The sequence below is a fragment of the Streptomyces sp. MCA2 genome (assembly GCF_023544705.1).
In the GTDB taxonomy this organism is placed as follows: Bacteria; Actinomycetota; Actinomycetes; order Streptomycetales; family Streptomycetaceae; genus Streptomyces; species Streptomyces decoyicus.
In genome coordinates this window covers 71,142-96,923 of the sequence record NZ_JAMJFM010000036.1, presented here as the reverse complement: position 1 = coordinate 96,923, position 25,782 = coordinate 71,142, and the positions used below count along the sequence as shown (strand labels likewise).

19 protein-coding genes are annotated in these 25,782 nt (G+C 69.2%); 9 read left to right on the top strand and 10 right to left on the bottom strand.

Annotation, left to right across the window (positions count from 1 at the left end; all coding sequences use genetic code 11):
* Positions 1 to 9: 9 nt before the first annotated feature.
* From M8I34_RS26845 to M8I34_RS26830, 4 genes are all read right to left on the bottom strand, one after another.
* On the bottom strand, positions 10 to 807 hold the full coding sequence (locus M8I34_RS26845; protein ID WP_250053398.1) for a succinate dehydrogenase/fumarate reductase iron-sulfur subunit: 798 nt from the start codon (positions 805 to 807) through the stop codon (positions 10 to 12).
* A complete protein-coding gene (locus M8I34_RS26840; RefSeq protein ID WP_250053396.1) occupies positions 804 to 2,744 on the bottom strand; it encodes a fumarate reductase/succinate dehydrogenase flavoprotein subunit in 1,941 nt (646 codons plus the stop codon). Before M8I34_RS26840 ends, M8I34_RS26845 begins: the two co-directional genes overlap by 4 nt.
* Before the next feature lie 34 nt (positions 2,745 to 2,778).
* Positions 2,779 to 3,606 carry a hypothetical protein gene (locus M8I34_RS26835; RefSeq protein ID WP_244418873.1) on the bottom strand — a complete coding sequence of 276 codons (828 nt, stop codon included), beginning with the start codon at positions 3,604 to 3,606 and terminating at the stop codon, positions 2,779 to 2,781.
* A 138-nt stretch (positions 3,607 to 3,744) separates the two neighbouring features.
* Complete coding sequence (locus M8I34_RS26830) at positions 3,745 to 4,044, bottom strand: hypothetical protein (protein ID WP_030981484.1); 300 nt, start codon at positions 4,042 to 4,044, stop codon at positions 3,745 to 3,747.
* A 406-nt stretch (positions 4,045 to 4,450) separates the two neighbouring features.
* On the opposite strand from M8I34_RS26830, the gene M8I34_RS26825 reads away from it, so the two are divergent.
* The 8 genes from M8I34_RS26825 (at position 4,451) to M8I34_RS26790 (ending at position 15,382) form a co-directional block, all read left to right on the top strand.
* Positions 4,451 to 6,862 carry an ABC transporter family substrate-binding protein gene (locus M8I34_RS26825; protein WP_250053394.1) on the top strand — a complete coding sequence of 804 codons (2,412 nt, stop codon included), beginning with the start codon at positions 4,451 to 4,453 and terminating at the stop codon, positions 6,860 to 6,862.
* Positions 6,863 to 7,046: 184 nt separating this feature from the next.
* On the top strand, positions 7,047 to 8,918 hold the full coding sequence (gene typA, locus M8I34_RS26820; protein WP_250053392.1) for a translational GTPase TypA: 1,872 nt from the start codon (positions 7,047 to 7,049) through the stop codon (positions 8,916 to 8,918).
* Positions 8,919 to 9,084: 166 nt separating this feature from the next.
* Entirely contained in the window at positions 9,085 to 9,438 is a 354-nt protein-coding gene (locus tag M8I34_RS26815) for an antibiotic biosynthesis monooxygenase (protein ID WP_250053390.1), read from the top strand.
* A 255-nt stretch (positions 9,439 to 9,693) separates the two neighbouring features.
* Entirely contained in the window at positions 9,694 to 11,313 is a 1,620-nt protein-coding gene (locus M8I34_RS26810) for an ABC transporter substrate-binding protein (RefSeq protein WP_250053389.1), read from the top strand.
* Positions 11,314 to 11,340: 27 nt separating this feature from the next.
* Complete coding sequence (locus tag M8I34_RS26805) at positions 11,341 to 12,264, top strand: ABC transporter permease (protein WP_250053387.1); 924 nt, start codon at positions 11,341 to 11,343, stop codon at positions 12,262 to 12,264.
* Entirely contained in the window at positions 12,257 to 13,249 is a 993-nt protein-coding gene (locus tag M8I34_RS26800) for an ABC transporter permease (protein WP_244418867.1), read from the top strand. The genes M8I34_RS26805 and M8I34_RS26800 overlap by 8 nt, the downstream gene beginning before the upstream one ends.
* 11 nt (positions 13,250 to 13,260) lie before the next feature.
* Complete coding sequence (locus M8I34_RS26795; RefSeq protein ID WP_250053385.1) at positions 13,261 to 14,301, top strand: ABC transporter ATP-binding protein; 1,041 nt, start codon at positions 13,261 to 13,263, stop codon at positions 14,299 to 14,301.
* Positions 14,288 to 15,382, top strand: a complete 1,095-nt coding sequence (locus M8I34_RS26790; protein ID WP_250053383.1) for an ABC transporter ATP-binding protein — start codon at positions 14,288 to 14,290, stop codon at positions 15,380 to 15,382. The genes M8I34_RS26795 and M8I34_RS26790 overlap by 14 nt, the downstream gene beginning before the upstream one ends.
* Positions 15,383 to 15,480: 98 nt before the next feature.
* Here M8I34_RS26790 and M8I34_RS26785 read toward each other — a convergent pair whose 3' ends face one another.
* The 5 genes from M8I34_RS26785 to M8I34_RS26765 form a co-directional block, all read right to left on the bottom strand.
* Entirely contained in the window at positions 15,481 to 16,620 is a 1,140-nt protein-coding gene (locus tag M8I34_RS26785; protein WP_250053381.1) for an ABC transporter ATP-binding protein, read from the bottom strand.
* Between the two features lie 13 nt (positions 16,621 to 16,633).
* Complete coding sequence (locus tag M8I34_RS26780; RefSeq protein ID WP_244418864.1) at positions 16,634 to 17,695, bottom strand: ABC transporter ATP-binding protein; 1,062 nt, start codon at positions 17,693 to 17,695, stop codon at positions 16,634 to 16,636.
* A gap of 11 nt (positions 17,696 to 17,706) precedes the next feature.
* A complete protein-coding gene (locus M8I34_RS26775) occupies positions 17,707 to 18,684 on the bottom strand; it encodes an ABC transporter permease (protein ID WP_250053378.1) in 978 nt (325 codons plus the stop codon).
* A 111-nt stretch (positions 18,685 to 18,795) separates the two neighbouring features.
* Entirely contained in the window at positions 18,796 to 20,592 is a 1,797-nt protein-coding gene (locus M8I34_RS26770; protein ID WP_250053376.1) for an ABC transporter substrate-binding protein, read from the bottom strand.
* 92 nt (positions 20,593 to 20,684) lie between these two features.
* Positions 20,685 to 21,725, bottom strand: a complete 1,041-nt coding sequence (locus M8I34_RS26765; protein WP_250053375.1) for an ABC transporter permease — start codon at positions 21,723 to 21,725, stop codon at positions 20,685 to 20,687.
* 485 nt (positions 21,726 to 22,210) lie between these two features.
* Here M8I34_RS26765 and M8I34_RS26760 point away from each other — a divergent pair, with 485 nt between their 5' ends.
* The gene (locus M8I34_RS26760) at positions 22,211 to 23,338 is read left to right on the top strand and encodes a hypothetical protein (RefSeq protein ID WP_250053373.1); all 1,128 of its coding nucleotides are present in this window, start codon (positions 22,211 to 22,213) and stop codon (positions 23,336 to 23,338) included.
* Positions 23,339 to 23,370: 32 nt separating this feature from the next.
* Here M8I34_RS26760 and M8I34_RS26755 read toward each other — a convergent pair whose 3' ends face one another.
* On the bottom strand, positions 23,371 to 25,560 hold the full coding sequence (locus tag M8I34_RS26755) for a prolyl oligopeptidase family serine peptidase (protein WP_250053371.1): 2,190 nt from the start codon (positions 25,558 to 25,560) through the stop codon (positions 23,371 to 23,373).
* Positions 25,561 to 25,782: the final 222 nt, after the last annotated feature.

Here is a 25,782-nt window from a genome sequence, read left to right as displayed (position 1 = left end):
CCGTTCAGTTCATTCCCCGCGACGCCGGATCTTGTTCCCGAGCCACACCAGCGGGTCGTACTTACGGTCCGCGGCGCGCTCCTTCAGCGGGATCAGCGCATTGTCGGTGATCTTGATGTTCTCGGGGCAGACCTCGGTGCAGCACTTGGTGATGTTGCAGTAGCCCAGCCCGTGTTCGTCCTGCGCGTTGCGCTTGCGGTCGATACCGGACTCCGCGGCCGCGTCCAGCGGATGCATATCGAGCTCGGCCACCCGCATCAGGAAGCGCGGCCCGGCGAAGGCGGCCTTGTTCTCCTCGTGGTCACGGACGACATGGCAGGTGTCCTGGCACAGGAAGCACTCGATGCACTTACGGAACTCCTGCGACCGGCCCACATCCTCCTGCTGCATGCGGTACTCACCGGGGGCCAGCTCCGGGGGCGGCACGAACGCCGGGATCTCGCGGGCCTTGGTGTAGTTGAAGGACACATCGGTGACCAGGTCGCGGATGACCGGGAAGGCCCGCATCGGCGTGACCGTGATCGTCTCCGTACGGTCGAAGACCGACATCCGGGTCATGCACATCAGCCGCGGCCGCCCGTTGATCTCCGCGCTGCACGAACCGCACTTGCCCGCCTTGCAGTTCCAGCGGACGGCGAGATCGGGGGCCTGGGTCGCCTGGAGGCGGTGGATGATGTCCAGCACCACTTCGCCGTCGTGCACCTCGACCTTGAAGTCCTCCAGGTCCCCGGAGGCGGTGTCGCCGCGCCACACCCTGAAGTGCGCCTGGTAGACGCCGGACTGCTGCTCTTCCTGCGACACGCTCACCGGCTCAGCTCCTCGTCGGTCAGATACTTCGCCAGCTCGTCCTTCTCGAACAGTTCCAGAAGGTCGCGGCGGATCGGCGGGGTCTCGCGGCGGGAGAGCCGGATCTGGCCCAGCGCCGCCTCGGCGGCCCGCGCATCGCCCTGCGGGCCGGCGAATTCACAGACCAGATTGATGTTGCGCCAGGTGCGGTCCATCGCCGGATGGTCGTCGCGGGTGTGCCCGCCCCGGCTCTCCTCGCGCTCCAGCGCCGCCCGCGCCACACACTCGCTGACCAGCAGCATGTTCCGCAGATCGATGGCCAGATGCCAGCCCGGGTTGTACTGCCGGTGCCCCTCGACGCCGGCCCGGCGGGCCCGTACCCGCAGATCGGCCAGCCGTTTCAGGGCCTCGAACATCTCGCCCTCCTTGCGGATGATGCCGACCAGGTCGTTCATCGCCTGCTGGAGCTCTTGGTGCAGGGTGTACGGATTCTCCGCCGGGCCCGGCTCGCGGCCGGTGTCCGCCTCGACCTCGGCGCTGAAGGGGCGCAGCGCCTCCGCCTCCGCCGCGTCGATCTGGAGCGGGTCGGGGACCGGCCGTTCGGCCAGCGACGCCGCGTACTCGGCCGCGTGCAGCCCCGCCCGGCGGCCGAAGACCAGCAGGTCGGACAGCGAGTTGCCGCCGAGCCGGTTGGAACCGTGCATTCCGCCGGCCACCTCGCCCGCCGCGAACAGGCCCGGTACGCCGGTCGCCGCCGCGGTGTCCGGCTCCACGTCCACCCCGCCCATCACGTAGTGACAGGTCGGGCCGACCTCCATCGGCTCGGCGGTGATGTCCACATCCGCCAGTTCCTTGAACTGGTGGTGCATCGACGGCAGCCGGCGTTTGATCACCTCGGCCGGCATCCGGGTGGAGACATCCAGGTAGACGCCGCCGTGCGGGGAGCCGCGGCCCGCCTTGACCTCGGCGTTGATGGCGCGTGCGACCTCGTCGCGGGGCAGCAGTTCGGGCGGGCGGCGGTTGTTGTCCGGGTCCTCGTACCAGCGGTCGCCCTCGCCCTCGGTCTGGGCGTACTTCTCCTTGAAGACATCCGGGATGTAGTCGAACATGAAGCGCTTGCCCTCGCTGTTGCGCAGCACCCCGCCGTCACCCCGGACGGACTCGGTCACGAGGATGCCCTTCACCGACGGCGGCCAGACCATGCCGGTGGGGTGGAACTGCACGAACTCCATGTTGATCAGCGGCGCCCCGGCCAGCAGCGCCAGCGCATGCCCGTCGCCGGTGTACTCCCAGGAGTTCGAGGTCACCTTGAAGGACTTGCCGATGCCGCCGGTGGCCAGCACCACCGCCGGGGCCTCCAGGACGAAGAAGCGGCCGGACTCCCGCTCGTAGCAGAAGGCGCCGGAGACCCTCTCGTCCGTCTTGAGCACCCGGGTGACCGTGCACTCCTGGAAGACCTTCAGCCGGGCGTCGTACGCGCCGAACTCCCGCTCGTCCTCCTGCTGCAACGAGACGATCTTCTGCTGGAGGGTGCGGATCAGCTCCAGGCCCGTACGGTCGCCGACGTGCGCGAGGCGCGGATACTCGTGGCCGCCGAAGTTGCGCTGGGAGATCCGGCCGTCCGCGGTCCGGTCGAAGAGCGCGCCCCAGGTCTCCAGTTCCCACACCCGGTCCGGGGCCTCACGGGCGTGCAGCTCGGCCATCCGCCACTGGTTGAGGAACTTCCCGCCGCGCATGGTGTCCCGGAAGTGCACCTGCCAGTTGTCGTGCTCGTTCGCATTGCCCATGCTGGCGGCGATACCGCCCTCGGCCATCACCGTATGGGCCTTGCCGAAGAGGGACTTGCAGATCACGGCCGTCCGCATGCCGGCTTCGCGGGCCTCGATGGCGGCACGCAGTCCGGCGCCGCCGGCGCCCACCACGACCACGTCCCATGCCTGCCGGTCCACATGCGCCATCAGAGGGCACACCTTTCCTTAGGAGATGCTGTCGTCAGAAGAAACGCGGGTCCGTGATGGCCCCGCTGGCCAGCAGGAAGACATAGAAGTCCGCGACGGCCACGCTGATCAGCGAGGACCACGCGAGCAGCATGTGCCGCTCGTTGAGCCTGCCGACCCAGCCCCACATCCGGTAGCGGACCGGATGCTTGGAGAAGTGCCGCAGCCGGCCGCCGATGATGTGCCGGCAGGAGTGGCAGGAGAGGGTGTACGCCCAGATCAGCACGATGTTGGCGAGGAACACCAGGGTGCCCAGGCCCATATGGCCCCAGGCGTAGTTCTCGTCGCGGAAGGTGAGCGCCGTGTCGTAGGTCAGTACGCCCGCCACCAGCACCGCGAAGTAGAAGAAGTAGCGGTGGATGTTCTGAAGGATCAGCGGGAAGCGGGTCTCACCGGTGTACTTCTTGTGCGGCTCGGCGACCGCGCAGGCCGGCGGCGAGGCCCAGAAGCCGCGGTAGTAGGCCTTGCGGTAGTAGTAGCAGGTCAGCCGGAAGCCCAGCGGGAAGATCAGGATGAGCAGCGCGGGGGACAGGCCCCACCAGCTGCCGAAGAGCTCCCAGTTGGGGCCGCCGCGCATGGTGCGGCAGTTCTCCGCCAGACAGGGCGAGTAGAACGGCGACACATAGGGCGCGGCGTAGTAGTCGGCGTTCGCGAACGCCCGCCAGGTCGAGTAGACGATGAACGCGAACAGCCCGGCGGCGGTGCCGGCCGGCGCCAGCCACCAGCGGTCGGTGCGCAGATGACGGGCGGGGATGGCGGCACGCGAGGCGGTGTGCACACCGGTCGCGGGCGCTGGTGAGGAGGGTTCGGTTCCAGTGGCCAACGTCGGTCTCCGTGAAGGGCGCTCCGGCCGGAATGCTTTCCTCCGGGGCGGCAACGGGGTAGGGGTCTGAGTGGGGCGAGGCCACCCCTTAAGGGGCCTCCACCAGGGGTAGCCCCCCAGGGCGACCAGGGGTTGTCCCTAGGGCGCGTGGCCGTTCCTGGAGCCGAGTCCCTCGTCCTGGGCGTCGGTCCACAGCGCCGAGTTGTAGGGGGCGTCGGAGATCGGCACCATCTCGTCCACCACGACGCTCTTCCGGCGGGGTGGACCGGCCGCCACGCTCTGCTTCAACAGCGCGAGGCTCTCGCGCAGATGGTCCGCGTCAGTGCGGACCCGCCGGATGTCCAGACCGGCGTCGAGCTGCGTCTCCAGCCTTCCCACCGACCGGACCAGGCCGTCCAGGCTGCGTTCAACCGCCGTCAATTCGTCCTGAAGGGACATAACGTGCCCTCACTTTTGAAGGTGTGGTGGGCGATCTCATGCGCCCGAGAGTGTCGCGCGTCACAGTAGGGGTTGGGAAGGGGTCGGGCGCGATTACGACTCGAACCGGTGCGTTTCGGCAACCATGCGCCGCGGCGTAGTTCGAACGCCGATACGGGAAGAGCCGGCGCGCGCGGTCGCCCGCACCGCCGTGCAGACCCGATTCCGCCTGCTCCAGGGGCCTGTTGTTGGGCCGGGCGGGTGGCCTTGGCGCCGTGGCCGACGTGTCGGGCGGGCGGTCCGGGCGCGGTCGCTTTCAGTAGGGGGGCCATAGATGTGATGAGCCGCAAAGTCGGCCGAACGTGGTGCGCCGGTCAGGGCCCAGGCGGCGCGCGGCGCGGCGCGGGCGAGCCCGGAGGTAACCGTCATGACCGACCACGACCACCCCTCAGGCCGCCGCCCGGTGTGCCGCGGACGCCGCTGTGCCGCGCTCATCGCGGCGGGGGTGCTGCTCCCGCTGCCGGTCCTGACCGGATGCAGCGACGCCACCCGGGACACGTCCGTCGGGACGTCCCAGGACATCGCGCCCGCACCCCGCGGCGAGCTGAAGAACGGCGGCACCCTGCGCTGGGCCGTCGACGCGATGCCCGGCACCCTGAACGCCTTCCAGTCCGACGCCGACGCGACCACCACGCGGATCGCCGGCGCGGTGCTGCCCAGCATGTTCACCATCGACGCGAGCGGGCGGCCGCAGCGCAACGCCGACTACCTGGACGCCGCGGACATCAGCACCCGCGACCCCAAGCAGGTCGTCACCTACAAGATCAATCCCAAGGCGCGGTGGAGCAACGGCACGGCGATCACCGCTGCCGACTTCATCGCCCAGTGGACCGCGCTGCGCGGTAAGGACAACGCCTTCTGGACCGCCCGCAACGCCGGCTACGACCGGATCGCCAAGGTCGAACAGGGGGCGGGCGCCCACGAGGTCAAGGTCACCTTCGCCCGCCCCTACGCCGACTGGAAGTCCCTGTTCACCCCGCTCTACCCCAGGAGCGTGATGGGCAGCGCCGACGCCTTCAACGACGGCGCGCGCGAGCAGCTCAAGGTCGGCGCCGGTCCGTTCCTGGTCCAGAAGCGGGACGCCGAGGCGGGCCATGTCGTCCTCGTACGCAACCCGAAGTGGTGGGGCGAGCCCGCCAAGCTCAAGAAGATCGTGCTGGAGTCACTGCCCGGCGACAAGCGGGCCGCGGCGCTCGCCAACGGGAGCGTCGATGTCGCCGCGGTCGACCAGGTCGCCGCGAAGCGGGTCGCCTCCGCCCGCCGCGCCGCATCCCACAAGAAGGCCGGCGACGGCAACGCGGCCCCGCAGGGCGACAAGAACCGGGCCGGTGCCCGGTCGGACGCCAAGGCCGTCGCCGCGGAGAACGCCGTACTGCGCGACTACACCATCCGCAAGGCGCTCGAACCCGCCTACACCCAGCTCGCCCTCAACGGCAGCAGCGGACCGCTGGCCGACGACCGGGTGCGCCGCGCGGTGGCCCGCGCCATCGACCGCCAGGCGCTCGCGGACACCGTCCTCAAGCCGCTCGACCTGCCGTCCCGCCCGCTCGGCAGCCATCTGCTGATGGCCGAGCAGCACGGCTACCAGGACCACAGCGATGCGCTCGGCGGCCAGGACACCGGTGCGGCCAAGGCGCTGCTCGCGGACGCCGGCTGGAAGAGCGACGGCGCCGACCGTCAGCAGGCCGGCGAGAAGGCGGGCGCCCCGGCGCCGGACGCGGAGCGTGCCGACGGGGACGAGGACGGCTTCGACCCGTCGGACGACCGCTACGGGGACGAGCCCGCCGACGACCGGTCGGAGGGCGGATCGGACGACGCATACGACGCCGGTGCCGACGACCGCAACCCGGCCCGCACCGGCCACGCCGCCCCGCCCGCCAAGAGCGACCAGGAAGGCGTCCGGCCCGCCGCGGCCGAGGCCCCGCTGTCCTTCACGGGCGCGGTGGGCTCCGAGGTGCAGCAGTCCGCCCTGCTGCGGCAGAGCGCCTCGTTCTACAAGGAGGCGGCCGCCAGTGAGAAGGAGGAAGCGGACGGTGACACCGAGTCCGCGGCGTACGCCAAGTACAAGCGGTACAAGAAGCGCGCGGCACAGGCGCTCGGTGCCGCCGAGCTGATCGAGACCGGACAGGCCCCGCATCTGCCGGGGTCCGGCGGCCACCCGGGGGCCCTGCACGCGGCCGCCGAGCGGCGTGCCGACGCGGCGGCCGCACCGCTGCCGGCCGGGCACAAGGAGGGCAGGATCGCCGCCGTCAAGAAGAACGGCAGGCCGCTCACCCTGCGCTTCGTGCTCCCCGACGGCGCCGGCTCCCAGCAGCTGCGCACCGTCGGGCGGCAGATCGCCACGATGCTCGGCAAGATCGGCATCCAGACCTCCCTCCAGCGGGTCTCCGACGCCAGCTACTTCCAGGACCACATCGCCTCCGGCGACTTCGACCTGGCGCTGTACTCCTGGCCCGGCACCGCCTACCCGGCGACCGACGCCCGGCCGATCTACGCCAAGCCGCAGCCCGCGCCCGACGGCTCGCTGACCGTCGAGCAGAACTTCACCCGGGTCGGCACCGACCACATCGACCAGCTCTTCGACCAGGCCGCCTCCGAGCTGGACGAGGGCGCCTCGCGCACGCTGATGGCACAGACCGACGCCCGGATCTGGGCGGCCGCCGGATCGATTCCGCTCTACCAGCGGCCCGAGCTGGTGGCCACGAAGAAGACGCTCGCCAACGTCGGCGCCTTCGGCTTCGCCACGCCCCGCTTCCAGGACATCGGCTACCAGAAGTAGGGGCCGCATCTCCGCGGATAAAAGGTAAGAAATCGCAGGTCAGGTGGTGTGCGTACGGGCTGCGGCGGCCAATGCTGCCGCAGCCCCGTACGATGGGGTGAGGCCGTGGCTTCGTTATGCCCGGCAGGCGCGCGTACCGGATGGACGTGCCGCCACCCACGATTCCGGGAGAAGCGCCGCCAGTATGCCCACGCGCCACGACATTCGTAACGTAGCCATCGTCGCCCACGTCGACCATGGGAAGACGACCCTCGTCGACGCCATGCTCAAGCAGGCCGGCGCCTTCGCCGAACACGCCGCCGAGAAGCTCGACGACCGGATGATGGACTCCAACGACCTGGAGCGTGAGAAGGGCATCACGATCCTCGCCAAGAACACGGCGGTGAAGTATCACCCCAAGGACGGCGGGGACCCGATCACGATCAACATCATCGACACCCCCGGCCACGCCGACTTCGGTGGCGAGGTCGAGCGCGGTCTGTCGATGGTGGACGCGGTCGTCCTGCTGGTCGACGCCTCCGAGGGCCCGCTCCCGCAGACCCGCTTCGTGCTCCGCAAGGCCCTCACGGCCCGGATGCCGGTCATCCTGTGCATCAACAAGACCGACCGCCCCGACTCCCGGATCGACGAGGTCGTCAACGAGACCTACGACCTCTTCCTGGACCTGGACGCGGACGAGGACCAGATCGAGTTCCCGATCGTCTACGCCTGCGCCCGTGACGGCATCGCCTCGCTGACCAAGCCGGAGGACGGCACCGTCCCCCCCGACAGCGAGAACCTCCAGCCGTTCTTCACCACACTGCTGGAGCACATCCCGGCGCCGGAGTACGACGAGGACGCCCCGCTCCAGGCCCACGTCACCAACCTCGACGCGGACAACTTCCTCGGCCGTATCGCGCTGCTCCGTGTCGAGCAGGGCGAGCTGAAGAAGGGCCAGACCGTCGCGTGGATCAAGCGTGACGGCACCATGTCCAACGTCCGCATCACCGAGCTGATGATGACCGAGGCGCTCACCCGCAAGCCCGCCGAGAAGGCCGGCCCCGGTGACATCTGTGCCGTCGCCGGTATCCCGGACATCATGATCGGCGAGACGCTGGCCGACCCGGAGAACCCGGTCGCGCTGCCGCTGATCACGGTCGACGAGCCGGCCATCTCGATGACCATCGGTACGAACACCTCGCCGCTGGTCGGCAAGGGCGGCAAGGGCCACAAGGTCACCGCCCGCCAGGTCAAGGACCGCCTGGACCGCGAGCTGATCGGTAACGTCTCGCTGCGCGTGCTGGACACCGAGCGTCCCGACGCCTGGGAGGTCCAGGGCCGTGGCGAGCTGGCGCTGGCGATCCTCGTCGAGACCATGCGCCGGGAGGGCTTCGAGCTCACCGTCGGCAAGCCCGAGGTCGTCACCAAGCAGATCGACGGCAAGCTGCACGAGCCGATCGAGCGCCTGACGATCGACTCCCCCGAGGAGCACCTCGGCGCGATCACGCAGCTGATGGCGACCCGTAAGGGCCGTATGGAGACCATGACCAACCACGGTTCCGGCTGGATCCGTATGGAGTGGATCGTGCCGTCGCGTGGCCTGATCGGCTTCCGTACGGAGTTCCTGACCCAGACCCGCGGTACGGGCATCGCGCACTCCCTGTTCGAGGGCCACGAGCCGTGGTTCGGCGAGCTGCGCACCCGCCACAACGGTTCGCTGGTCGCCGACCGCTCCGGTTCGGTCACGCCGTTCGCGATGATCAACCTCCAGGAGCGCGGCGTGATCTTCACGGAGCCGGGCACCGAGGTGTACGAGGGCATGATCATCGGTGAGAACTCGCGCTCCGACGACATGGACGTGAACATCACCAAGGAGAAGAAGCTCACCAACATGCGTGCGGCTTCGGCGGACACCACCGAGAACGTGGTCCCGCCGCGCAAGCTCTCCCTGGAGCAGTCGCTGGAGTTCTGCCGCGACGACGAGTGCATCGAGGTCACCCCGGAGACGGTCCGTATCCGCAAGGTCGTCCTGGACCAGAAGGAGCGCGGCCGCACCGCGTCGCGCGCCAAGCGGTAACACCGGCCGCCGTCCGGCCGTCCGGGTCCTTCCGGGCCTTCCGGGCCGGGATGATGGCCTGAAGTGATGGGGCGCTCCTCCGTGTGAGGGGCGCCCTTTTGCTGTGCCGGCGCAGCGCAGGGGCCCTCCGCGGCCCGTTGTCAGTGGTCGGCGGGAGACTGGCGGTATGGCAATGACGACGAAGATCGAGGCCGGGCGCGAGGTCGCCACGCTCATCAATGTGTTCACCGTGCTGCCGGAGCGGCAGGCGGAGCTGGTGGCGCTGCTGAGCCGGGCCACCGAGGAGACGATGAAGGACCGGCCGGGATTCATCTCGGCGAATATCCACGCGAGTGCGGACGGCGAACGGGTCGTCAACTATGCGCAGTGGGAGAGCGAGGCGCACTTCCGGGCGATGCTGGCCGATCCGACGGCGCAGGAGCACATGACGCAGGCCGCCGCGCTGGCGGAGGGATTCGATCCGCGGCTGTATGCGGTGGAGTCCGTGCACCACATAGAGGGAGCTCCCGGCGCCGGATAGCGGGATCTCCCGGCACTACAGAGAGGAATTGCCCGGCGCCGCGTTCAGGGATGTCCGCCCCTGCGGGGGCGGCGGCCCGGACCCGCGTACGCGCCCCCGCTCGGGCATCCGAGGGGTTTCTCAGGTTTTCGGAGCAGTGGCGGTCGCCGCCGGAGTGCGGTACGTCCCGCTTTGCGATCTTATGTGGCCTAGGGCCTGCCCGCCCCTGATCCGCCGGACAGGCCTCAGGCATGCTCCCGGACCTGAGGAGGCGTCATGCGCGGAGCCACGCGCGCGAAGTGGGGCGTCTGCGCCGTCGGCGTCGCTCTCGTGGCCACGGCATGCGGGGGCGGAGCGGGGGCCGGCCGTTCCGGGGTGGTCAGCTCGTCCTGGGGCGATCCGCAGAATCCGCTGGAGCCGGCGAACACCAATGAGGTCCAGGGCGGCAAGGTCCTGGAGATGCTGTTCCGGGGGCTCAAGCGCTACGACCCGAAGACGGGCGCGGCGGAGAATGTGATCGCGGACCGGATCGAGACGTCGGATTCGCAGAATTTCACGGTGACGCTGAAACCCGGCTGGACCTTCAGCAACGGCGAGAAGGTCACCGCCAAGTCTTTTGTGGATGCCTGGAATTACGGGGCGCTGCTGAGCAACAAGCAGAAGAACGCGGCGTTCTTCCAGTACATCGACGGCTTTGCGCAGGTGCACCCGGACGGCGGGACCCCTCGGGCCAAGACGCTGTCGGGGCTGGTGGTGAAGGACGACAGGACCTTCACCGTCAAGCTCAACCAGAAGTTCTCCAGCTGGCCGGACACGCTGGGCTACTCGGCCTTCATGCCGCTGCCGCAGGCGTTCTTCCGGGATCACGATGCCTGGATCCGAAAGCCCGTGGGGAACGGGCCCTATCTCGTGGATTCCTACGAGAAGGGGTCCGTGCTGCGGATGCGGAAGTGGGGGAAGTATCCGGGTGACGATCCGGCCCGGAACGGCGGCATCGATCTGCGGGTCTATACGGACAACAACACCGCCTATACCGATCTCCAGGCCGGCAACCTCGATCTGGTCGACGACATTCCGGCCGCGCAGCTCAAGCATGTGAAGTCGGATCTCGGCGGCCGCTATATCAATCAGCCGGCCGGGATCATTCAGACCCTCACCTTCCCCATGTACGACAAGAGGTGGAACCGGCCGGGCGCGGAGAAGGTGCGGCGCGGCATCTCGATGGCGATCGACCGGGACCAGATCACCCAGGAGATCTTCCAGAAGACCCGGACGCCCGCCACGGACTGGACCTCGCCGGTGCTGGGGGCGGACGGGGGGTACAAGCCTGGGCTGTGCGGCGATGCCTGTGTGTTCGACGCGGCACAGGCCAAGCAGCTGGTCAAGGAGGGCGGCGGGATTCCCGGCGGGAGGATGACCCTCACGTACAACGCCGATACGGGGTCCCACAAGGACTGGATCGACGCCACCTGCAACAGCATCAACAAGTCCCTGGGGGACGACAACGCCTGCGTCGGGAACCCGGTCGGGACCTTCGCCGACTTCCGGAACAAGATCACGGCAAAGCAGATGCCCGGTCCGTTCCGGGCCGGCTGGCAGATGGACTATCCGCTGATCCAGAACTTCCTTCAGCCGCTGTATTACACCAACGCCTCGTCCAACGACGGCAAGTTCAGCAACCGCGCTTTCGACAAGCTGGTGAACGAGGCGAATGCGGCAACGGACACCGGCCAGGCCGTCGCGAAGTTCCAGGATGCGGAGAAGATCCTCGCCCAGCAGATGCCGGCCATTCCGCTGTGGTACCAGAACGGCAGCGGCGGCTATTCGGACCGGATCAGCAATGTCGCGCTGAATCCGTTCAGCGTTCCGGTCTACAACGAAATCAAGGTCAACTGACAGCGGTGCGAGGGAGGTTGGCGCTTCATGGGACGCTATGTGATCCGGCGGCTGCTCCAGATGATCCCGGTGTTCATCGGCAGTACGTTCCTGATCTTCTTCATGGTCTATGCGCTGGGCGACCCCGTGGCCGCGATGTTCGGCGACCGGGCGCCCGACCCCGCCACCGCCGCGCAGATCCGCCGCGACCTCTACCTCGATGAGCCGCTGTGGAAGCAGTATCTGCATTACATGGGGCAGATCTTCCAGGGGAATTTCGGCACCGCGTTCAACGGCCAGTCGGTCACCGAACTGATGGCCAGCGCCTTTCCCGTCACGCTACGGCTGACGATCGTCGCCATTGTGATCGAGATGGTGGTGGGCATCGTGCTGGGCGTGTTCAGCGGGCTGCGGCGCGGCCGGGACATCGACACCACGGTGCTGGTCCTCAGCCTCGTCGTGGTGTCCATCCCGACGTTCGTCAGCGGCTATCTGCTCCAGTTCGTGTTCGGGGTGCAGTGGGGCTGGGCCGCGCCGTCCGTCGCCCCGGAGGCACCCCTGAACGAACTCCTGCTGCCGGGGCTGGTGCTGGCGCTGGTCTCGCTCGCCTATGTGACCCGGCTGACCCGGACCTCGATCGCGGAGAACGCCCGCGCCGACTATGTCCGTACGGCCGTCGCCAAGGGCCTGCCCCGGCACCGCGTCATCACCCGCCATCTGCTGCGCAATTCGCTGATCCCGGTCGTCACCTTCATCGGCACGGACATCGGCGCCCTGATGGGCGGCGCGATCGTCACCGAGCGCATCTTCAACATCCATGGCGTCGGATTCCAGCTCTACCAGGGCGTCCTGCGGCAGAACTCGCCGACCGTCGTGGGCTTCGTGACCATCCTGGTGCTGGTCTTCCTCCTGGCGAACCTCCTCGTCGACCTGCTGTACGCCGTCCTCGACCCGAGGATCCGTTATGCCTGAGTCCTACGTCCCGAAGGAAGCCATCGGCCATGGCGACGGCGGCTCCGCCGCACTGGCCATCGGCGAGGCGGAGTCGCTGGAGCGGCGGCCCGGTGCGGCCCCGCCGGGCGGCGGCCCGCCCGGCGGGGAGCCGTTCGGCAAGCCCCGCAGCCTGTGGAGCGACGCCTGGCACGATCTGTACCGCAACCCCGTCTTCGTGGTCTCCGCGCTGGTCATCGTCTTCCTGGTGATCATCGCCATCTGGCCGCAGCTGATCGCCACCGGCAACCCCTACCGCGCGGACCTCGCCAAGGCGCAGCAGGGCTCCCAGCCCGGCCACCCCTTCGGCTTCGACACCCAGGGCCGGGACGTCTACACCCGCGTGGTCTACGGGGCCCGTGCCTCCATCACGGTGGGAGTCTGCGCCACGACCGGCGCGGCGCTGCTCGGCAGCCTGCTGGGCGGCCTGGCCGGCTTCTTCGGCGGCTGGTGGGACACCTCGCTCTCCCGGCTCGCCGACATCTTCTTCGGCATCCCGGTGATCCTCGGCGGCCTGGTCTTCCTCTCCGTCGTCATCAGCACCACGGTCTGGCCGGTGGTCGGCTTCATCGTGCTGCTCGGCTGGCCGCAGGTCTCCCGTATCGCCCGCGGCTCCGTCGTCACCGCCAAGCAGAACGACTACGTCCAGGCCGCACGGGCGCTGGGCGCCGGCAACGGGCGGATGCTGCTGCGGCACATCGCACCGAACGCGATCGCGCCGGTCATCGTCGTCGCCACCATCGCGCTCGGTACGTACATCGCGCTGGAGGCGACGCTCTCCTATCTGGGCGCGGGCCTGAAGCCGCCCACCGTCTCCTGGGGCATCGACATCTCCACGGCCTCCACGTACATCCGCAGCGCACCGCACATGCTGCTGTGGCCCGCGGGCGCGCTGAGCATCACGGTGCTGGCGTTCATCATGCTCGGCGACGCGGTGCGCGACGCCCTCGACCCCAAGTTGCGCTGAGGAGCCGGACGATGACGAACGAGGACGCGGCCGGAAAGCCGGCGGGCGGCGCCACGGCGCTCGCGGACACGCCCCTGCTGGACGTGCGCGATCTGCGGGTCGAGTTCCGCACCCGGGACGGTGTGGCGAAGGCCGTCAACGGCGTCAGCTACCGCGTGGCGCCGGGCCAGACGCTGGCGGTGCTGGGGGAGTCGGGCTCCGGCAAGTCCGTCACCGCACAGGCCGTGATGGGCATCCTCGACTCCCCGCCGGGGTTCGTCACCGGCGGCGAGATCCTCTTCCAGGGGCGCGATCTGCTCACCCTGCGCAAGGACGAACGGCGCCGGGTCCGTGGCGCGAAGATGGCGATGATCTTCCAGGACGCGCTGTCCTCGCTGAACCCGGTCCTCACCGTCGGGGCACAGCTCGGGGAGATGTTCCAGGTCCACGAGGGGATGTCCCGTAAGGGGGCCCGCGGCAAGGCTGTGGAGCTGATGGAGCGGGTCGGCATCCCCGCGGCCAGGGAGCGGGTGGGCGACTATCCGCACCAGTTCTCCGGCGGTATGCGCCAGCGCATCATGATCGCGATGGCGCTGTCCCTGGGCCCCGAGCTGATCATCGCGGACGAGCCGACCACGGCCCTGGACGTCACCGTCCAGGCGCAGGTGATGGATCTGCTGGCGGAGCTCCAGCGCGAACTCACCATGGGCCTGATCCTGATCACCCATGACCTCGGGGTGGTCGCGGATGTCGCCGACACCATCGCGGTGATGTACGCGGGCCGGATCGTCGAGACCGCCCCGGTCCACCAGCTCTACAAGGCACCCGCCCACCCGTACACCCGCGGCCTGCTGGACTCCATCCCGCGGCTGGACCAGAAGGGACAGCGGCTGTACGCGATCAAGGGCCTGCCGCCCAACCTGACCGCCATCCCACCGGGCTGCCCCTTCCATCCGCGCTGCCCGCTGGCCCAGGACATCTGCCGCACCGACCTTCCGCCGCTCTACGAGGCCGGACCCGGCAGGGCCAGCGCCTGCCACTTCTGGAAGGAGACCCTCGATGGCGCACGGTGACAGCGGCACCCCGGCGGTCGGCACCCCGGCGGCCGGCGCGGCGTCGGCCGGCACGACGGAACCGATCCTGGAGGTCCGCGACCTGGTCAAGCACTTCCCGCTCACCCGGGGTGTGCTCCTTCGGAAACAGGTCGGCGCCGTCCAGGCCGTCGACGGGGTCTCCTTCGACCTCCACCAAGGGGAAACGCTCGGCATCGTCGGCGAATCGGGCTGCGGCAAGTCCACGGTCGCCAAGCTGCTGGTCGGCCTCGAACGCCCGACGGCGGGCCGGATCCGCTACCGGGGCGAGGACATCAGCACGCTCTCCGGCCGGGCCCTGAAGGCCGTACGCCGCAACATCCAGATGGTGTTCCAGGACCCCTACACGTCCCTGAACCCCCGGATGACCGTCGGCGACATCATCGGCGAGCCGTACGAGATCCACCCCGAGGTGGCCCCCAAGGGAGACCGCCGCAGAAAGGTCCGGGAACTCCTGGACGTGGTCGGGCTCAACCCCGAGTACATCAACCGCTATCCGCACCAGTTCTCCGGCGGACAGCGCCAGCGCATCGGCATCGCCCGCGGCCTCGCCCTGCGCCCGGAGATCATCGTCGCCGATGAGCCGGTCTCCGCGCTGGACGTCTCCGTCCAGGCCCAAGTGGTCAACCTGCTGGAGCAGTTGCAGCACGAGTTCGATCTGTCGTACGTCTTCATCGCCCACGATCTGTCCGTCGTACGGCACATCTCCGACCGCGTCGCGGTGATGTACCTGGGCCGGCTCGCCGAGATCGGCACCGAGGACCAGATCTACGAGCACCCCACCCACCCGTACACCCAGGCCCTGCTGTCCGCCGTGCCCGTCCCCGACCCGGACGCCCGCACCCAACGGGACCGCATCCTGCTGGCGGGCGATGTCCCCTCGCCCGCCCACCCGCCGTCCGGATGCCGCTTCCGCACCCGCTGCTGGAAGGCCCAGCAGCTGTGCGCGGAGGTCGTGCCGCCACTGGAAGTGCCCGCGGAGTTCCGGGAGTCGGCGGGACCGGCCGGGCACGCCTCGGCCTGTCACTTCGCGGAGGAGCGGCAGGCCGTGCCGAGCGAGTAGCCGTACGGCGGGCAGCCCGTCGCGGCCCCCGGAGGAGCACATGCCGGAGCCCGCCTCCCGTAGGGGAAGCGGGCTCCGGCTTCGCGCGGCGGCCGTCGCTAGTCGGTCTTGCCGACCTCGCCGGCCGGCTCGATGTCCTCCATCGCCGCCAGCGCCGGGTCGAGGATGATGTCCTCGTCGCGGGCCGCGGTCGTCGGCTCCTCGGGGAAGTGACAGGCCGTGAGGTGGCCGGACTTGTTCCCGGTGATCTGGACGAGCGGCGGCTCCTCGGTCGCGCACTTGTCCTGCGCCTTCCAGCACCGCGTACGGAACCGGCAGCCGGAGGGCGGATTGACGGGGGAGGGGACGTCACCGGCGAGGCGGATGCGCTCGCGGTCCTCCTCCTCGCTCTCCACCAGCTTGGCCTCCGGCACCGCCGACAGCAGCGCGTGGGTGTACGGGTGGCGCGGCCGGTTGTAGATCTCGTCGCGGGTACCCACCTCGACGATCTTGCCGAGGTACATCACCGCGACGCGCTCGCTGAAGTGCCGCACGATCGCCAGGTCGTGGGCGATGAACAGGAACGCGATGCCCAGCTCACGCTGGAGCTTCTGGAGCAGGTTGACGACCTGCGCCTGGATGGAGACATCGAGCGCGGAGACCGGCTCGTCGGCGATGATCAGCTTCGGCTCCAGGGCGAGCGCCCGGGCCACGCCGATGCGCTGCCGCTGGCCGCCGGAGAACTCGTGCGGGAAGCGGTTGTAGTGCTCCGGGTTGAGACCCACGGTCTCCAGGAGCTCACGGATCCGCTTCTCCCGGCCGCCGGGCGGGTTGATCTCGTTGATCTCCATCGGGCCGCCGATGATGGTGCCCACCGTCTGCCGCGGGTTCAGCGAGGCATACGGGTCCTGGAAGATCATCTGGATCTCGGACCGGATCGGGGCCAGTTCCTTGCGGCCCGCGTGGGTGATGTCCCGGCCCGCATACGTGATCTTGCCGGAGGTCGGCTCCATGAGCCGGGTGAGCAGCCGTCCGGTGGTGGACTTGCCGCAGCCCGACTCACCGACCAGGCCGAAGCTTTCGCCGGCGTGCACGGTCAGGTCGACGCCGTCGACCGCCTGGACCGCGCCGACCTTCCGCTTGAACGGGAAGCCGCCGTAGATCGGGAAGTGCTTGGTGAGGCCCTCGGCGGTGAGCAGCGGCTCGCCCGGGGAGGGCGCGGCGTCACGAGGCGCCGGGAGGGTGACGTTGTCTGCCATGGTGTGTTGCTCCCTAGCCCAGCCGGGGCTTGATCTGCTCGGTGAAGAGGGTCTGCTTCTGATCGGCGCTCAGATGGCACGCGGCCGCGCGCCCCAGCTCCAGCGGGGGCCGCTCGTCGGTGCAGCGGGTACCGCCGACCTCCTGGGCGAAGCCGCAGCGCGGGTGGAAGGCGCAGCCGGAGGGCGGGTTGAGCAGGCTCGGCGGGGAGCCGGGGATCGGGTGCAGCGCCTCGTTGACGTCCGAGGAGAGCCGCGGCATGGAGCTCAGCAGGCCCCAGGTGTACGGGTGCCGGGGCTGGGTGAGGATCTCCTTGACGGAGCCCCGCTCGACGGCCCGGCCCGCGTACATCACCAGCACGTCGTCCGCGGTGTTGGCGACCACGCCGAGGTCATGGGTGATCAGGATGATCGCGGAGCCGAACTCCTGCTGGAGGTCCTTGAGGAGGTCGAGGATCTGCGCCTGGACGGTGACGTCCAGGGCGGTGGTCGGCTCGTCGGCGATCAGCAGCTGGGGGTTGCAGACCAGCGCCATGGCGATCATGGCGCGCTGGCGCATACCGCCGGAGAACTGGTGCGGATAGTCGTCCACCCGCAGATCGGGCTGCGGGATACCGACCTTGGTCAGCATCTCGATGGCGCGCAGCCGGCCCTCGCGCTTGGTCGCGCCGGTGTGCTTGATGAACGGCTCGGCGATCTGCCGGCCGATCGTGTAGTACGGCGACAGGGAGGTCAGCGCGTCCTGGAAGATCATGGCCATCTTGTTGCCACGGAGCTTCTCCAGGGTCTTGTCCCTGGCCCCCGTCAACTCCTGGCCGTCCAGCACGATTTCGCCACCGATCTCGGTGGCCTTCGGGTCGTGCAGCCCCAGGACGGCGAGGTTGGTCACCGACTTGCCGGAGCCCGATTCGCCGACGATGCCGAGCGTCTGCCCGCGTTCCAGATCGAAGGAGAGACCGTCGACCGCCTTGACGATGCCGTCCTCGGTGGAGAACCGCACATGCAGGTCGCGTACGGAGAGAAACGCATCAGATCCGGTCGGGACCGGCGCACCCTCGGGTTTGGTGAGTGTGGTCACTGGTGGTTCTCCTAGGCCAGACGCACGCGCGGGTCGATGAACGCGTAGCAGGCGTCCACGATGATGTTGAACAGGACGATGAAGGCGGCTGCGAAGAGCATCACGCCCATGACCGTGGGCAGGTCGGTCTTGAGCACCGATTCCATCGACAGCGTGCCCAGGCCCGGCAGGGCGAAGGTCACCTCGGTGATCATGGCACCGCCGAAGAGGGTGCCGAGGTCGATGCCGAAGATGGTGACGATGGGGATCAGCGAGCCGCGCCAGGCGTAGCGGAAGAAGACCGTCCTGGCCGACATCCCCTTGGCGCGGGCCGTGCGGACGTGTTCCTCCTGGAGCTGCTCGATCATCGCGGAGCGCGCCATACGGGTGTACTGCGCGGTGAAGATGATCGAGAGCACACACCACGGGATCAGCAGGCCCATGAACCAGCCGCCGGGATTTTCGGTGATGGGGACGTATTTGGGCTGCCCCAGCAGATTGGTGTTGTAGACCAGCAACGCCAGCACGATCGGGCCGACGAAGTAGATCTGCATCGAGCTGAGCACCAGCGAGGCCGAGCTGAAGACCTTGTCGATGATCGTGCCCTGCTTCCAGGCGGCCAGCATTCCGGTGGCCAGACCGACGAGCAGGAAGACCGCGGCACCGCCGATGGTCAGCGACAGGGTGATCGGGAAGCGGTCGACGATGGTGTTCCACACCGCGTCGCCGGTGGCGAAGGAGTAGCCGAAGCAGGGTGCGGGGCACGGTCCTTGGGCGAAATCACGGCCGCTGACGATGCCCGACATGAAGTGCCAGTACTGCACCAGGATCGGCTGGTCGAGCCCCATGTTCTTGTGGATGATCGCGAGTGCCTCGGGGCCACAGTTCCTTCCGCACGCGAGCAGCGCGGGGTCCCGGGGGGCGGCGAAGAAGAGGAAGAACGTGAACGCGCTGATGAGCAGCAAGATCACGATCGCGCCGAGAGACCGGCGGAAGAGGAATCGAAGCATGGCAGATCGCAGCTCTCGTGGGGCAGCGGAGGTGTGGGGTAAGAGGTGGCACGGTGTGCCCGCCCTGTGAGGCGGGCACACCGGGTGCCTGGGTAACCGGAACGGTCGCGGTTACTTCTTGACGTACATCTTGGTCGGGTCGACGGAGCTGATGACGTCGTTGTTCACGACGCCGCCGACCTTGGAACCGTGCAGCTGGATCTGCTTGTAGTAGAAGGTCGGGATCTGCGGCAGGTCGTTCTTGAGGATCTTCTCGCCGAGCGCGAACCAGTCGTCCGCGGCCTTCTTCTGGTCCGTCTCCTGCTCGATCCGGTCGATTTCCTTGTTGGTCGCCGGGTTGTTGTACAGCGAGTAGTTGGTCCCGCCGTCCTGGATCTGCCGGCCGTCGTACACCGGGGGGAGCACCGTCAGCGCGCTCGGCCAGTCCGCACCCCACGCAGAGGGGTAGATGTCGAACTTGTTGTCCGTCTTGCCGATGATGTCGTAGTAGGTGTCCGAGGGCAGTTCCTTGCTCTGGACGTCGAAGCCGGCCTTCTTGAGGTTGTCGACCACCGCGACGGAGTACTTCGACGGCTCGGTCGCCGTGTTGTGCGCGTAGGTCAGCTTCATACCGGTCTTGCCGGCGTCCTTCAGGAGCTTCTTGGCCTTCTCGATGTCGCCCAGCGGCTTCTTGAGCTTGCCGTAGGGGTCGATGTCCTTGAAGCCGGTCAGCGTCGGGCTGATGTAGCTGCCGGCCAGCTCACCGCCGCCCGGGGTGCCGTAGGCGTCGAGGACGGCCTGCGTCGGCAGCGCGTAGGCGATGGCCTCGCGGATCTTCTTGTCCTTCAGGCGCCGCATGTTGAAGTTCATGACGCCGACGTACGGCTGGTAGCCGGAGGTCGAACGCGCCTTGATCTTCGGGTCGTTGGCCACCTGCTGCATGCTCGCGGCGTCGACCTGGTTGTTGAAGCTGACCGCGGTCTGGTTGTCCGAGTTGTCGGCCATCAGACGCTGGGTGGAGTCGGCGTAGGCCACGCTGAACTGGATGTCGAACTTGTCGACGTACTGGTGACGCGAGATGTCGGTGTTCGGGTCCCACTTGGCGTTCTTGACCAGCGTGATGCCCTTGCCGTTCTTGAACGAGCCGGGCTGGATCTTGTACGGGCCCGAGGCGACCGGGGCCTTGTCGTACTTCTCCTTGGTGTCCTTGCTCTTCTCGACCGCGCCGTAGCCCGCCATGGCGAGTGCGTAGGGCAGGTCACCCACGGGCTTCTTGAAGTGGAAGACGATGGTCTTGTCGTCCGGCGTGTCCAGCACGTCCTTGGGCAGGTGCTTCCCGTCGTAGGGACCGCCCTTGAGGAGCTTGCGGTAGTCCGCCGAGTCGGCCAGCCAGCGCTGCACGTACGTCGGGCCGCTGGAGATGAAGTCCGCGAACGTCCGCTCGAAGGTGTGGCGGATGTCGGCCGAGGTGATCGGCTTGCCGTCCTCGAACTTGATGCCGTCCTTGAGCTTGTACGTCCAGGTCTTGCCGCCGTCGGACTTCTGGCCGCTGTCCGTGGCGAGGTCGCCGACCACGGTGTACTTGCCCTTGTTGTCCAGGTGGAAGTTGGTGAGCCTGCGGAACAGCAGGGTCGAGAGGGTGCCCTGGTCCGAGACGTAGATCTGCGCGGGGTCCAGGTGCGCGTAGGTGTCACGCTGGTAGACCTTGATGGTGCCGCCCGGGGCGGCGCCGGGAACGGCCTCGGCCGGTCCCTTGGAGGCGGCCGCGTCACCGTAGGTGATCTGGGCGCGCTGCTTCTCGGCGTTCTTGCGGGCGTCGTCGTCGCCGGCGCCCTTGGTGGCGCCGCTGCTGCACGCGGTGAGGACCATGGCCCCCGCGGCCAGCGCCACGACGGTGGCGCGCGCTCTGCGCATACGAACGTTGCTCATGGTGGTGGATGCACCTGCCTGTCGTTGATCCGTTGCTGCTGCCTGACTGATGCGGTGCTGGTGGGGTGGCAGCACCCCCCCGCGGAACGGATTCACCGAGCCCTCTTCGGGTCGAAGGCGTCCCGGACCGAGTCCCCGAGCAGGTTGAACGCGACGATGAAGATGACCATCGCGAGGCCGGGGAAGAACAAGTACGTGATGTCGTTGCGGTAGTACTCGGCCGCGTTGGCGAACATCCGGCCCCAGTCGGGCGTGGGCTCGACGAGACCGACGCCGAGGAACGAGAGCCCCGCGATGGAGGTCACGAAGTTCGGCAGCATGTAGGTCGTCTGCACCAGGATCGGCGTCATCACGTTGGGCACCAGCTCGCGCCGGATGATCCGCCACGGGGAGGCGCCGCTGACCTTGGCGGCCTCGACGAACTCCCGCTCGCGCAGCGACAGCACCTGGCCGCGCAGCAGACGGGCCAGGCTCATCCAGCCCAGGAACCACATGACCAGGATGATGATCCCGGCGCGCAGCCAGGTGGGCATCTCGTCCTCGGGAGCCACGAAGATGGCGCCCACGACCGGCACGAAGGCGACGAAGAAGAGCTGGTTCGGGAAGGCCATCAGCAGGTCGATGAACCGGCCGATGAAGTAGTCGGTGCGTCCGCCGAAGTAGCCGGCGGCGACGCCCAGCAGGATCGCGGTGAGCACCGAGACCAGCGTGATGCCCACGGCGAGGCCCAGGGTGTTGCGGATGCCGTAGAGCAGCTGCATGAACACATCGCGGCCCAGGGTGGGTTCGATACCGAACCAGAAGTCACCGTTGATCCCGCCGTTGGGACCGGCCGGGTACTGGTTGACCAGGAGCCCCGGAGTGATCATCCCGTAACGGGTGTAGGGATCCTTGCCGTACAGCTTGGAGATGACCGGTGCGAGCACGCCGATCAGGAAGAAGAAGAGCACGACGCCGGCGCTGATGACACCGGTCCGGTCGCGCTTGAAGCGCGTCCACATCAGCTGGCCGGGCGAACGGCCTTGCAGTGGATCGTTTTTGCCGTTTTTTCCGTTCTTCTTCGAAGTCAGTCCTTCGGGGCCAAGACCAGGGGTGTCGGTCGTGGTCCCCGCGGTCTGGGATGGACTAGTCATCGCGAAGTGCCCCCGCGCCGAGTTCTCTTGGAACGTGAAGCGGCACCGAACGCACCGCTGGATGAGCGGACTTTCGCAAGTGATTTATGGCGGAGTCAAGGGGATCGGGTGTGCTCGTGAACAGGTCGTCTACTTCTTGAGCGAACATTGCGCAAGTTGATCCCATGGCGTGCTTGACAGGTGGGCGGGATATACGGCATGGGGGACATATCGCCACAAACTTCTTTAACATGAAGGCAACTTCACTGTCGCAACACCGATATACGGACGCGCCATGATGAACAACGTACGGCCGTGCGGGTGCCGTAGACCGGCCGGGACGCCAGACGGCGTCCCGGCCGGTTGCCGTTTCGGGGGATTTCTCCCCTCGCTCCCCGCAGGCGTGTTGTCCCTGCGCCAGGTCTGGAGTAGACCTGCGGTGGGCACCCCCTGAACGGGGCTGCCATGGACCACCCAGGCACATCGACACGGACGGGGGGCTGGCCGTGTCCACAGGGCGGGACGGCGTTCTCACGCACGGCGCACGCGGCATCGGCGCACTGCTCTGCCTGCTGCTCGCACTCCTCACCGCGGTCTGGATCATCCGGGATCTGACCATCGCCCAGCACGGCGCGGACGTGTGGCGGACCTGGCTGGGCGAGGCCCGCCGGCCGCGGGAGTTCACCGCCTGGGCCACCTCGGCGCTCGACCCGCTGCTGGTGCTCGGCGCGCTCACCGCCGCGGTCGCCACCCTGCGCGGCGCCGTCCCCTCGTCCGTGGCCGCGGGTGCGCTGCTCTGGCTGGCGGCCGCCACCGCACTGCTGCGGCTCCCGCTGGTGTGGGTGCTGGGCGCGGGCTGGCTCCAGGGGCTGGACGGCGGGCTCACGGAGCGGGCGCGGCTGACCGCCCTGGCCCAGCTCACGCTGGTGGCCGCACTGGTCGTGGTGGTCGTGGCGGGCCGGAAGTCCGGCGGCCGGGCGGGCCGGCGGGCCGGGCACGCGGTGCGCGGGCTGCCGGAGGGGGCGTCAGCGGCGTACGGAGTGGTCCACGCGGTGCCGTACGGCCTGCCGGACCCCGAGTGGCCCGGCAGGCCGTACAGGGGCCCGGCCGTCACGGCCGCCGTCCTCCTGGGAACCGCCGGACTCGCCGTGGCCGGCTGGGAGATCCACTGGCAGGCGCAACTCGGCGGAGCCGTCTACCGCAAGGGGCTGCTCGGCGACGCCTCCGTCTTCCGTGCCCTGCTCCAGCCCCCGGTCCACTGGCAGGCGGCGGCGCTCGCGCTGCTGGCCGTGGGGGCCGCGGCCGCCGTGCTGCGCCGCGCGGCCTGGGCCAGGCCGGCCGCGATGACGGCCGCGGCCCTGCTGCTCGTGCACGGGGCCGTGGCGGTCGTCTTCGCCGTGCGCACCGGGGAGTTCGGCCGGTTCGCCGCACTGCCCGTCCAGGCCCGGCTGGAGGTGGCGACCGCGGCCTTCGTGGCCGCCGCCGGGCTGGCCGCGCTGGTCGCGGCGGCCCGGCCCGGCACACCGGACGCCTCACGGGACGCGGACGGTGTGCTGGCCTATGGCGCCGCCCCGGGCGAGGCGCGGCCGCCGCACGCCCCGCCCCCGCCGTCCAGGCTTCCGCCCGGCTGGTGAGACGGCCCCGGGCCCCGCGGCGCGCTACGTCCTCAGGACGGCATCCCCAGCGACCGCTTGAGGAAGTCGACTTGCAGCAGCAGTAGGTTTTCGGCCACCTGCTCCTGCGAGGCCATGTGCGTCACCCCGGACAGCGGCAGCACCTCGTGCCGGCGGCCCGCCGCCAGCAGCGCCGAGGACAGCCGCAGCGAGTGCGCCACCACCACGTTGTCGTCCGCGAGGCCGTGCACGATCAGCATCGGACGGTGCGGCTCCGCCGCCCCGGACAGCCCGTCGTCGGTGATCAGCGAGTTCGCCGCGTAGACGGCCGGCTCCTCGTCCGGGTGGCCGAGATACCGCTCCTGGTAATGGGTGTCGTACAGCCGCAGATCGGTCACCGGCGCACCGACCACCGCCGCATGGAAGACATCGGGGCGGCGCAGCGCCGCCAGCCCCGCGAGATAGCCGCCGAAGGACCAGCCGCGGATCGCCACCCGCTCCATATCCAGGGGAAAGGATCCGGCCAGTGCCTGGAGGGCATGGACCTGGTCGTCCAGGGCGACGTCCGCGAGGTCGCGGAACATCGCCTTCTCCCAGGCGGGGGAGCGGCCCGGGGTGCCCCGGCCATCCGCGACGATCACCGCGAACCCCTGGTCGGCGAACCACTGGGAGGTCAGATGGGCGTGGTGCGCGGCGACCACCCGCTGGCCGTGCGGACCGCCGTACGGATCCATCAGCACCGGCAGCGGACCGTCGCCCTCCTTATATCCCCCGGGCAGCAGCACCGCGCACGGAATCTCGCGTTCCCCGGCGCGCACGAGACGGGGGCGGGCGGTCAGCACCGGCTCCTCGGCACAGGAGCCGATCGTGGCGAGGGTCTTCTCCCCACCGTCGGGATCCAGCCGCACCACGTCCACCTGGGTGCCGGGCCGCTCCAGCGAGGTCTGCGACAGCACGGTCACCGTGCCGCCGCGCACCGCGGAGGACACCGTCGGATACGGGCGCTCGCCCACCCGCTCCCAGCCGCCCTGGTCACCGCTGCCGCGGAACCAGGCGCGGTAGACGCCGATGTCGTGCATCTCGGTGCCGCTCGCGGAGAAGAGGACATCCTCCTCGCCGATGTCCAGGACGGCCCGGACGTGCAGCGGTGCCCCGGTCAGCGGGCGGGCGCCGACGAACAGCTTGCGCGCACCGCCCTCGTCCGAGATCCGCACCAGCCGCCCGTCCGGCGTCCAGGCCGGCGCCCCGGGGAACGGCTCGACCCACGCCTCGTCCTCCTCCTCGTGCACCGTCCTGGTCGCACCGGTCGCGGTGTCGACGGTCAGATAGCGCTGGTCGCGCTGGTCGCGGGCCTGGACCAGCAGCAGCGGCGGCCCGGCCGACGACCAGTGGACGCGCGCGAGGTAGGGGTAGCGCTCGGTGTCCCAGCCGATGTCCGTGCGCGAGCCGTCCAGGCCGAAGAGCGTCAGGGTGACCCCGGCGTTGCGGGTCCCCGCCGCCGGGTACGCGACCCGGGCGGGCTCCCGGTCCGGATGGGCGGGGTCGGAGATCCACCAGCGCTGCACCGGCGCCTCGTCGACCCGCGCGGCCAGCACCGCATCGCTCTCCGGCGACCACCAGAAGCCCCGGTAGCGGCCCATCTCCTCGGCCGCGATGAACTCCGCGAGACCCCAGGTCACCTCGGGCCCGTCGGGCTCGGCCAGCACCCGGTCGGCCGTCGTGGCGCCCGCCGGGCCGCCGTCGCCCCCGTCGGCGGTCGCGGCGCCGTCCACCGCCACCACCCGCAGCCGGCCGTCCGCCACGAAGGCCACCTGCCGGCCGTCCGGCGAGGGGCGGGGATCGACGACCGGCCCCTGGACCGGAAGTTCACGGGTGGTGCCGGCCCGTAGTTCGGAGACGAACAGCCGGCCGGAAAGGGTGAACGCCGCCAACTCCACGGCGGAGTCCGTCGCATAGCCGACGATGCCCGCCGAGCTCTCCCGGCTGCGCTCGCGGCGGGCCCGCTCCTGCGGGGGAAGGTCCTCCTCGGCGCCGGCCAGGAGGGCCTGCGGGTCGGCGGCCGTGAACTCCCGTCCCGCTTCCAGGTCGAGCACCCACAGGTGCTGGCTGCGGTCGGTGCCCGAACGGGAACGGAGGAAGGCGACACGTGTGCCGTCAGGGGAGATGGCGTAGCCGCGCGGTGCGCCCAGAGTGAAGCGCTGCGTACGGGCGTATTGCCGCGGGAACGAAGGCTGTCCGGTCATGGGCCGAGCCTAAACGGGCACGGGCTCACCGCGGTCGCGCTCGTGAAGATCGTGTGCGCCCCCGCTCTGCTTCCGTGCTCCGACTTATGCGCTAGGACGGAAAGTTATGATCCCTTGCGCGTAGTGGGTACGGGGTAAAGAGCCCTTGGCATACCCCGGTGCGCAGGTTCGTGAAGACGGTCTGTGCCACCATCAACTCTGTTCGGAACGCGAGTACTTGGA

Excerpts from the sequence above, each read along its gene's own strand:
- M8I34_RS26840 (WP_250053396.1), bottom strand. The coding sequence starts at position 2,744 with ATGGCGCATGTGGACCGGCAGGCATGGGACGTGGTCGTGGTGGGCGCC.
- M8I34_RS26830 (WP_030981484.1), bottom strand. The coding sequence starts at position 4,044 with ATGTCCCTTCAGGACGAATTGACGGCGGTTGAACGCAGCCTGGACGGC.
- M8I34_RS26825 (WP_250053394.1), top strand. The coding sequence starts at position 4,451 with ATGACCGACCACGACCACCCCTCAGGCCGCCGCCCGGTGTGCCGCGGA.
- typA (WP_250053392.1), top strand. The coding sequence starts at position 7,047 with ATGCCCACGCGCCACGACATTCGTAACGTAGCCATCGTCGCCCACGTC.
- M8I34_RS26815 (WP_250053390.1), top strand. The coding sequence starts at position 9,085 with ATGGCAATGACGACGAAGATCGAGGCCGGGCGCGAGGTCGCCACGCTC.
- M8I34_RS26810 (WP_250053389.1), top strand. The coding sequence starts at position 9,694 with ATGCGCGGAGCCACGCGCGCGAAGTGGGGCGTCTGCGCCGTCGGCGTC.
- M8I34_RS26805 (WP_250053387.1), top strand. The coding sequence starts at position 11,341 with ATGGGACGCTATGTGATCCGGCGGCTGCTCCAGATGATCCCGGTGTTC.
- M8I34_RS26800 (WP_244418867.1), top strand. The coding sequence starts at position 12,257 with ATGCCTGAGTCCTACGTCCCGAAGGAAGCCATCGGCCATGGCGACGGC.
- M8I34_RS26795 (WP_250053385.1), top strand. The coding sequence starts at position 13,261 with ATGACGAACGAGGACGCGGCCGGAAAGCCGGCGGGCGGCGCCACGGCG.
- M8I34_RS26790 (WP_250053383.1), top strand. The coding sequence starts at position 14,288 with ATGGCGCACGGTGACAGCGGCACCCCGGCGGTCGGCACCCCGGCGGCC.
- M8I34_RS26785 (WP_250053381.1), bottom strand. The coding sequence starts at position 16,620 with ATGGCAGACAACGTCACCCTCCCGGCGCCTCGTGACGCCGCGCCCTCC.
- M8I34_RS26775 (WP_250053378.1), bottom strand. The coding sequence starts at position 18,684 with ATGCTTCGATTCCTCTTCCGCCGGTCTCTCGGCGCGATCGTGATCTTG.
- M8I34_RS26770 (WP_250053376.1), bottom strand. The coding sequence starts at position 20,592 with ATGAGCAACGTTCGTATGCGCAGAGCGCGCGCCACCGTCGTGGCGCTG.
- M8I34_RS26765 (WP_250053375.1), bottom strand. The coding sequence starts at position 21,725 with ATGACTAGTCCATCCCAGACCGCGGGGACCACGACCGACACCCCTGGT.
- M8I34_RS26755 (WP_250053371.1), bottom strand. The coding sequence starts at position 25,560 with ATGACCGGACAGCCTTCGTTCCCGCGGCAATACGCCCGTACGCAGCGC.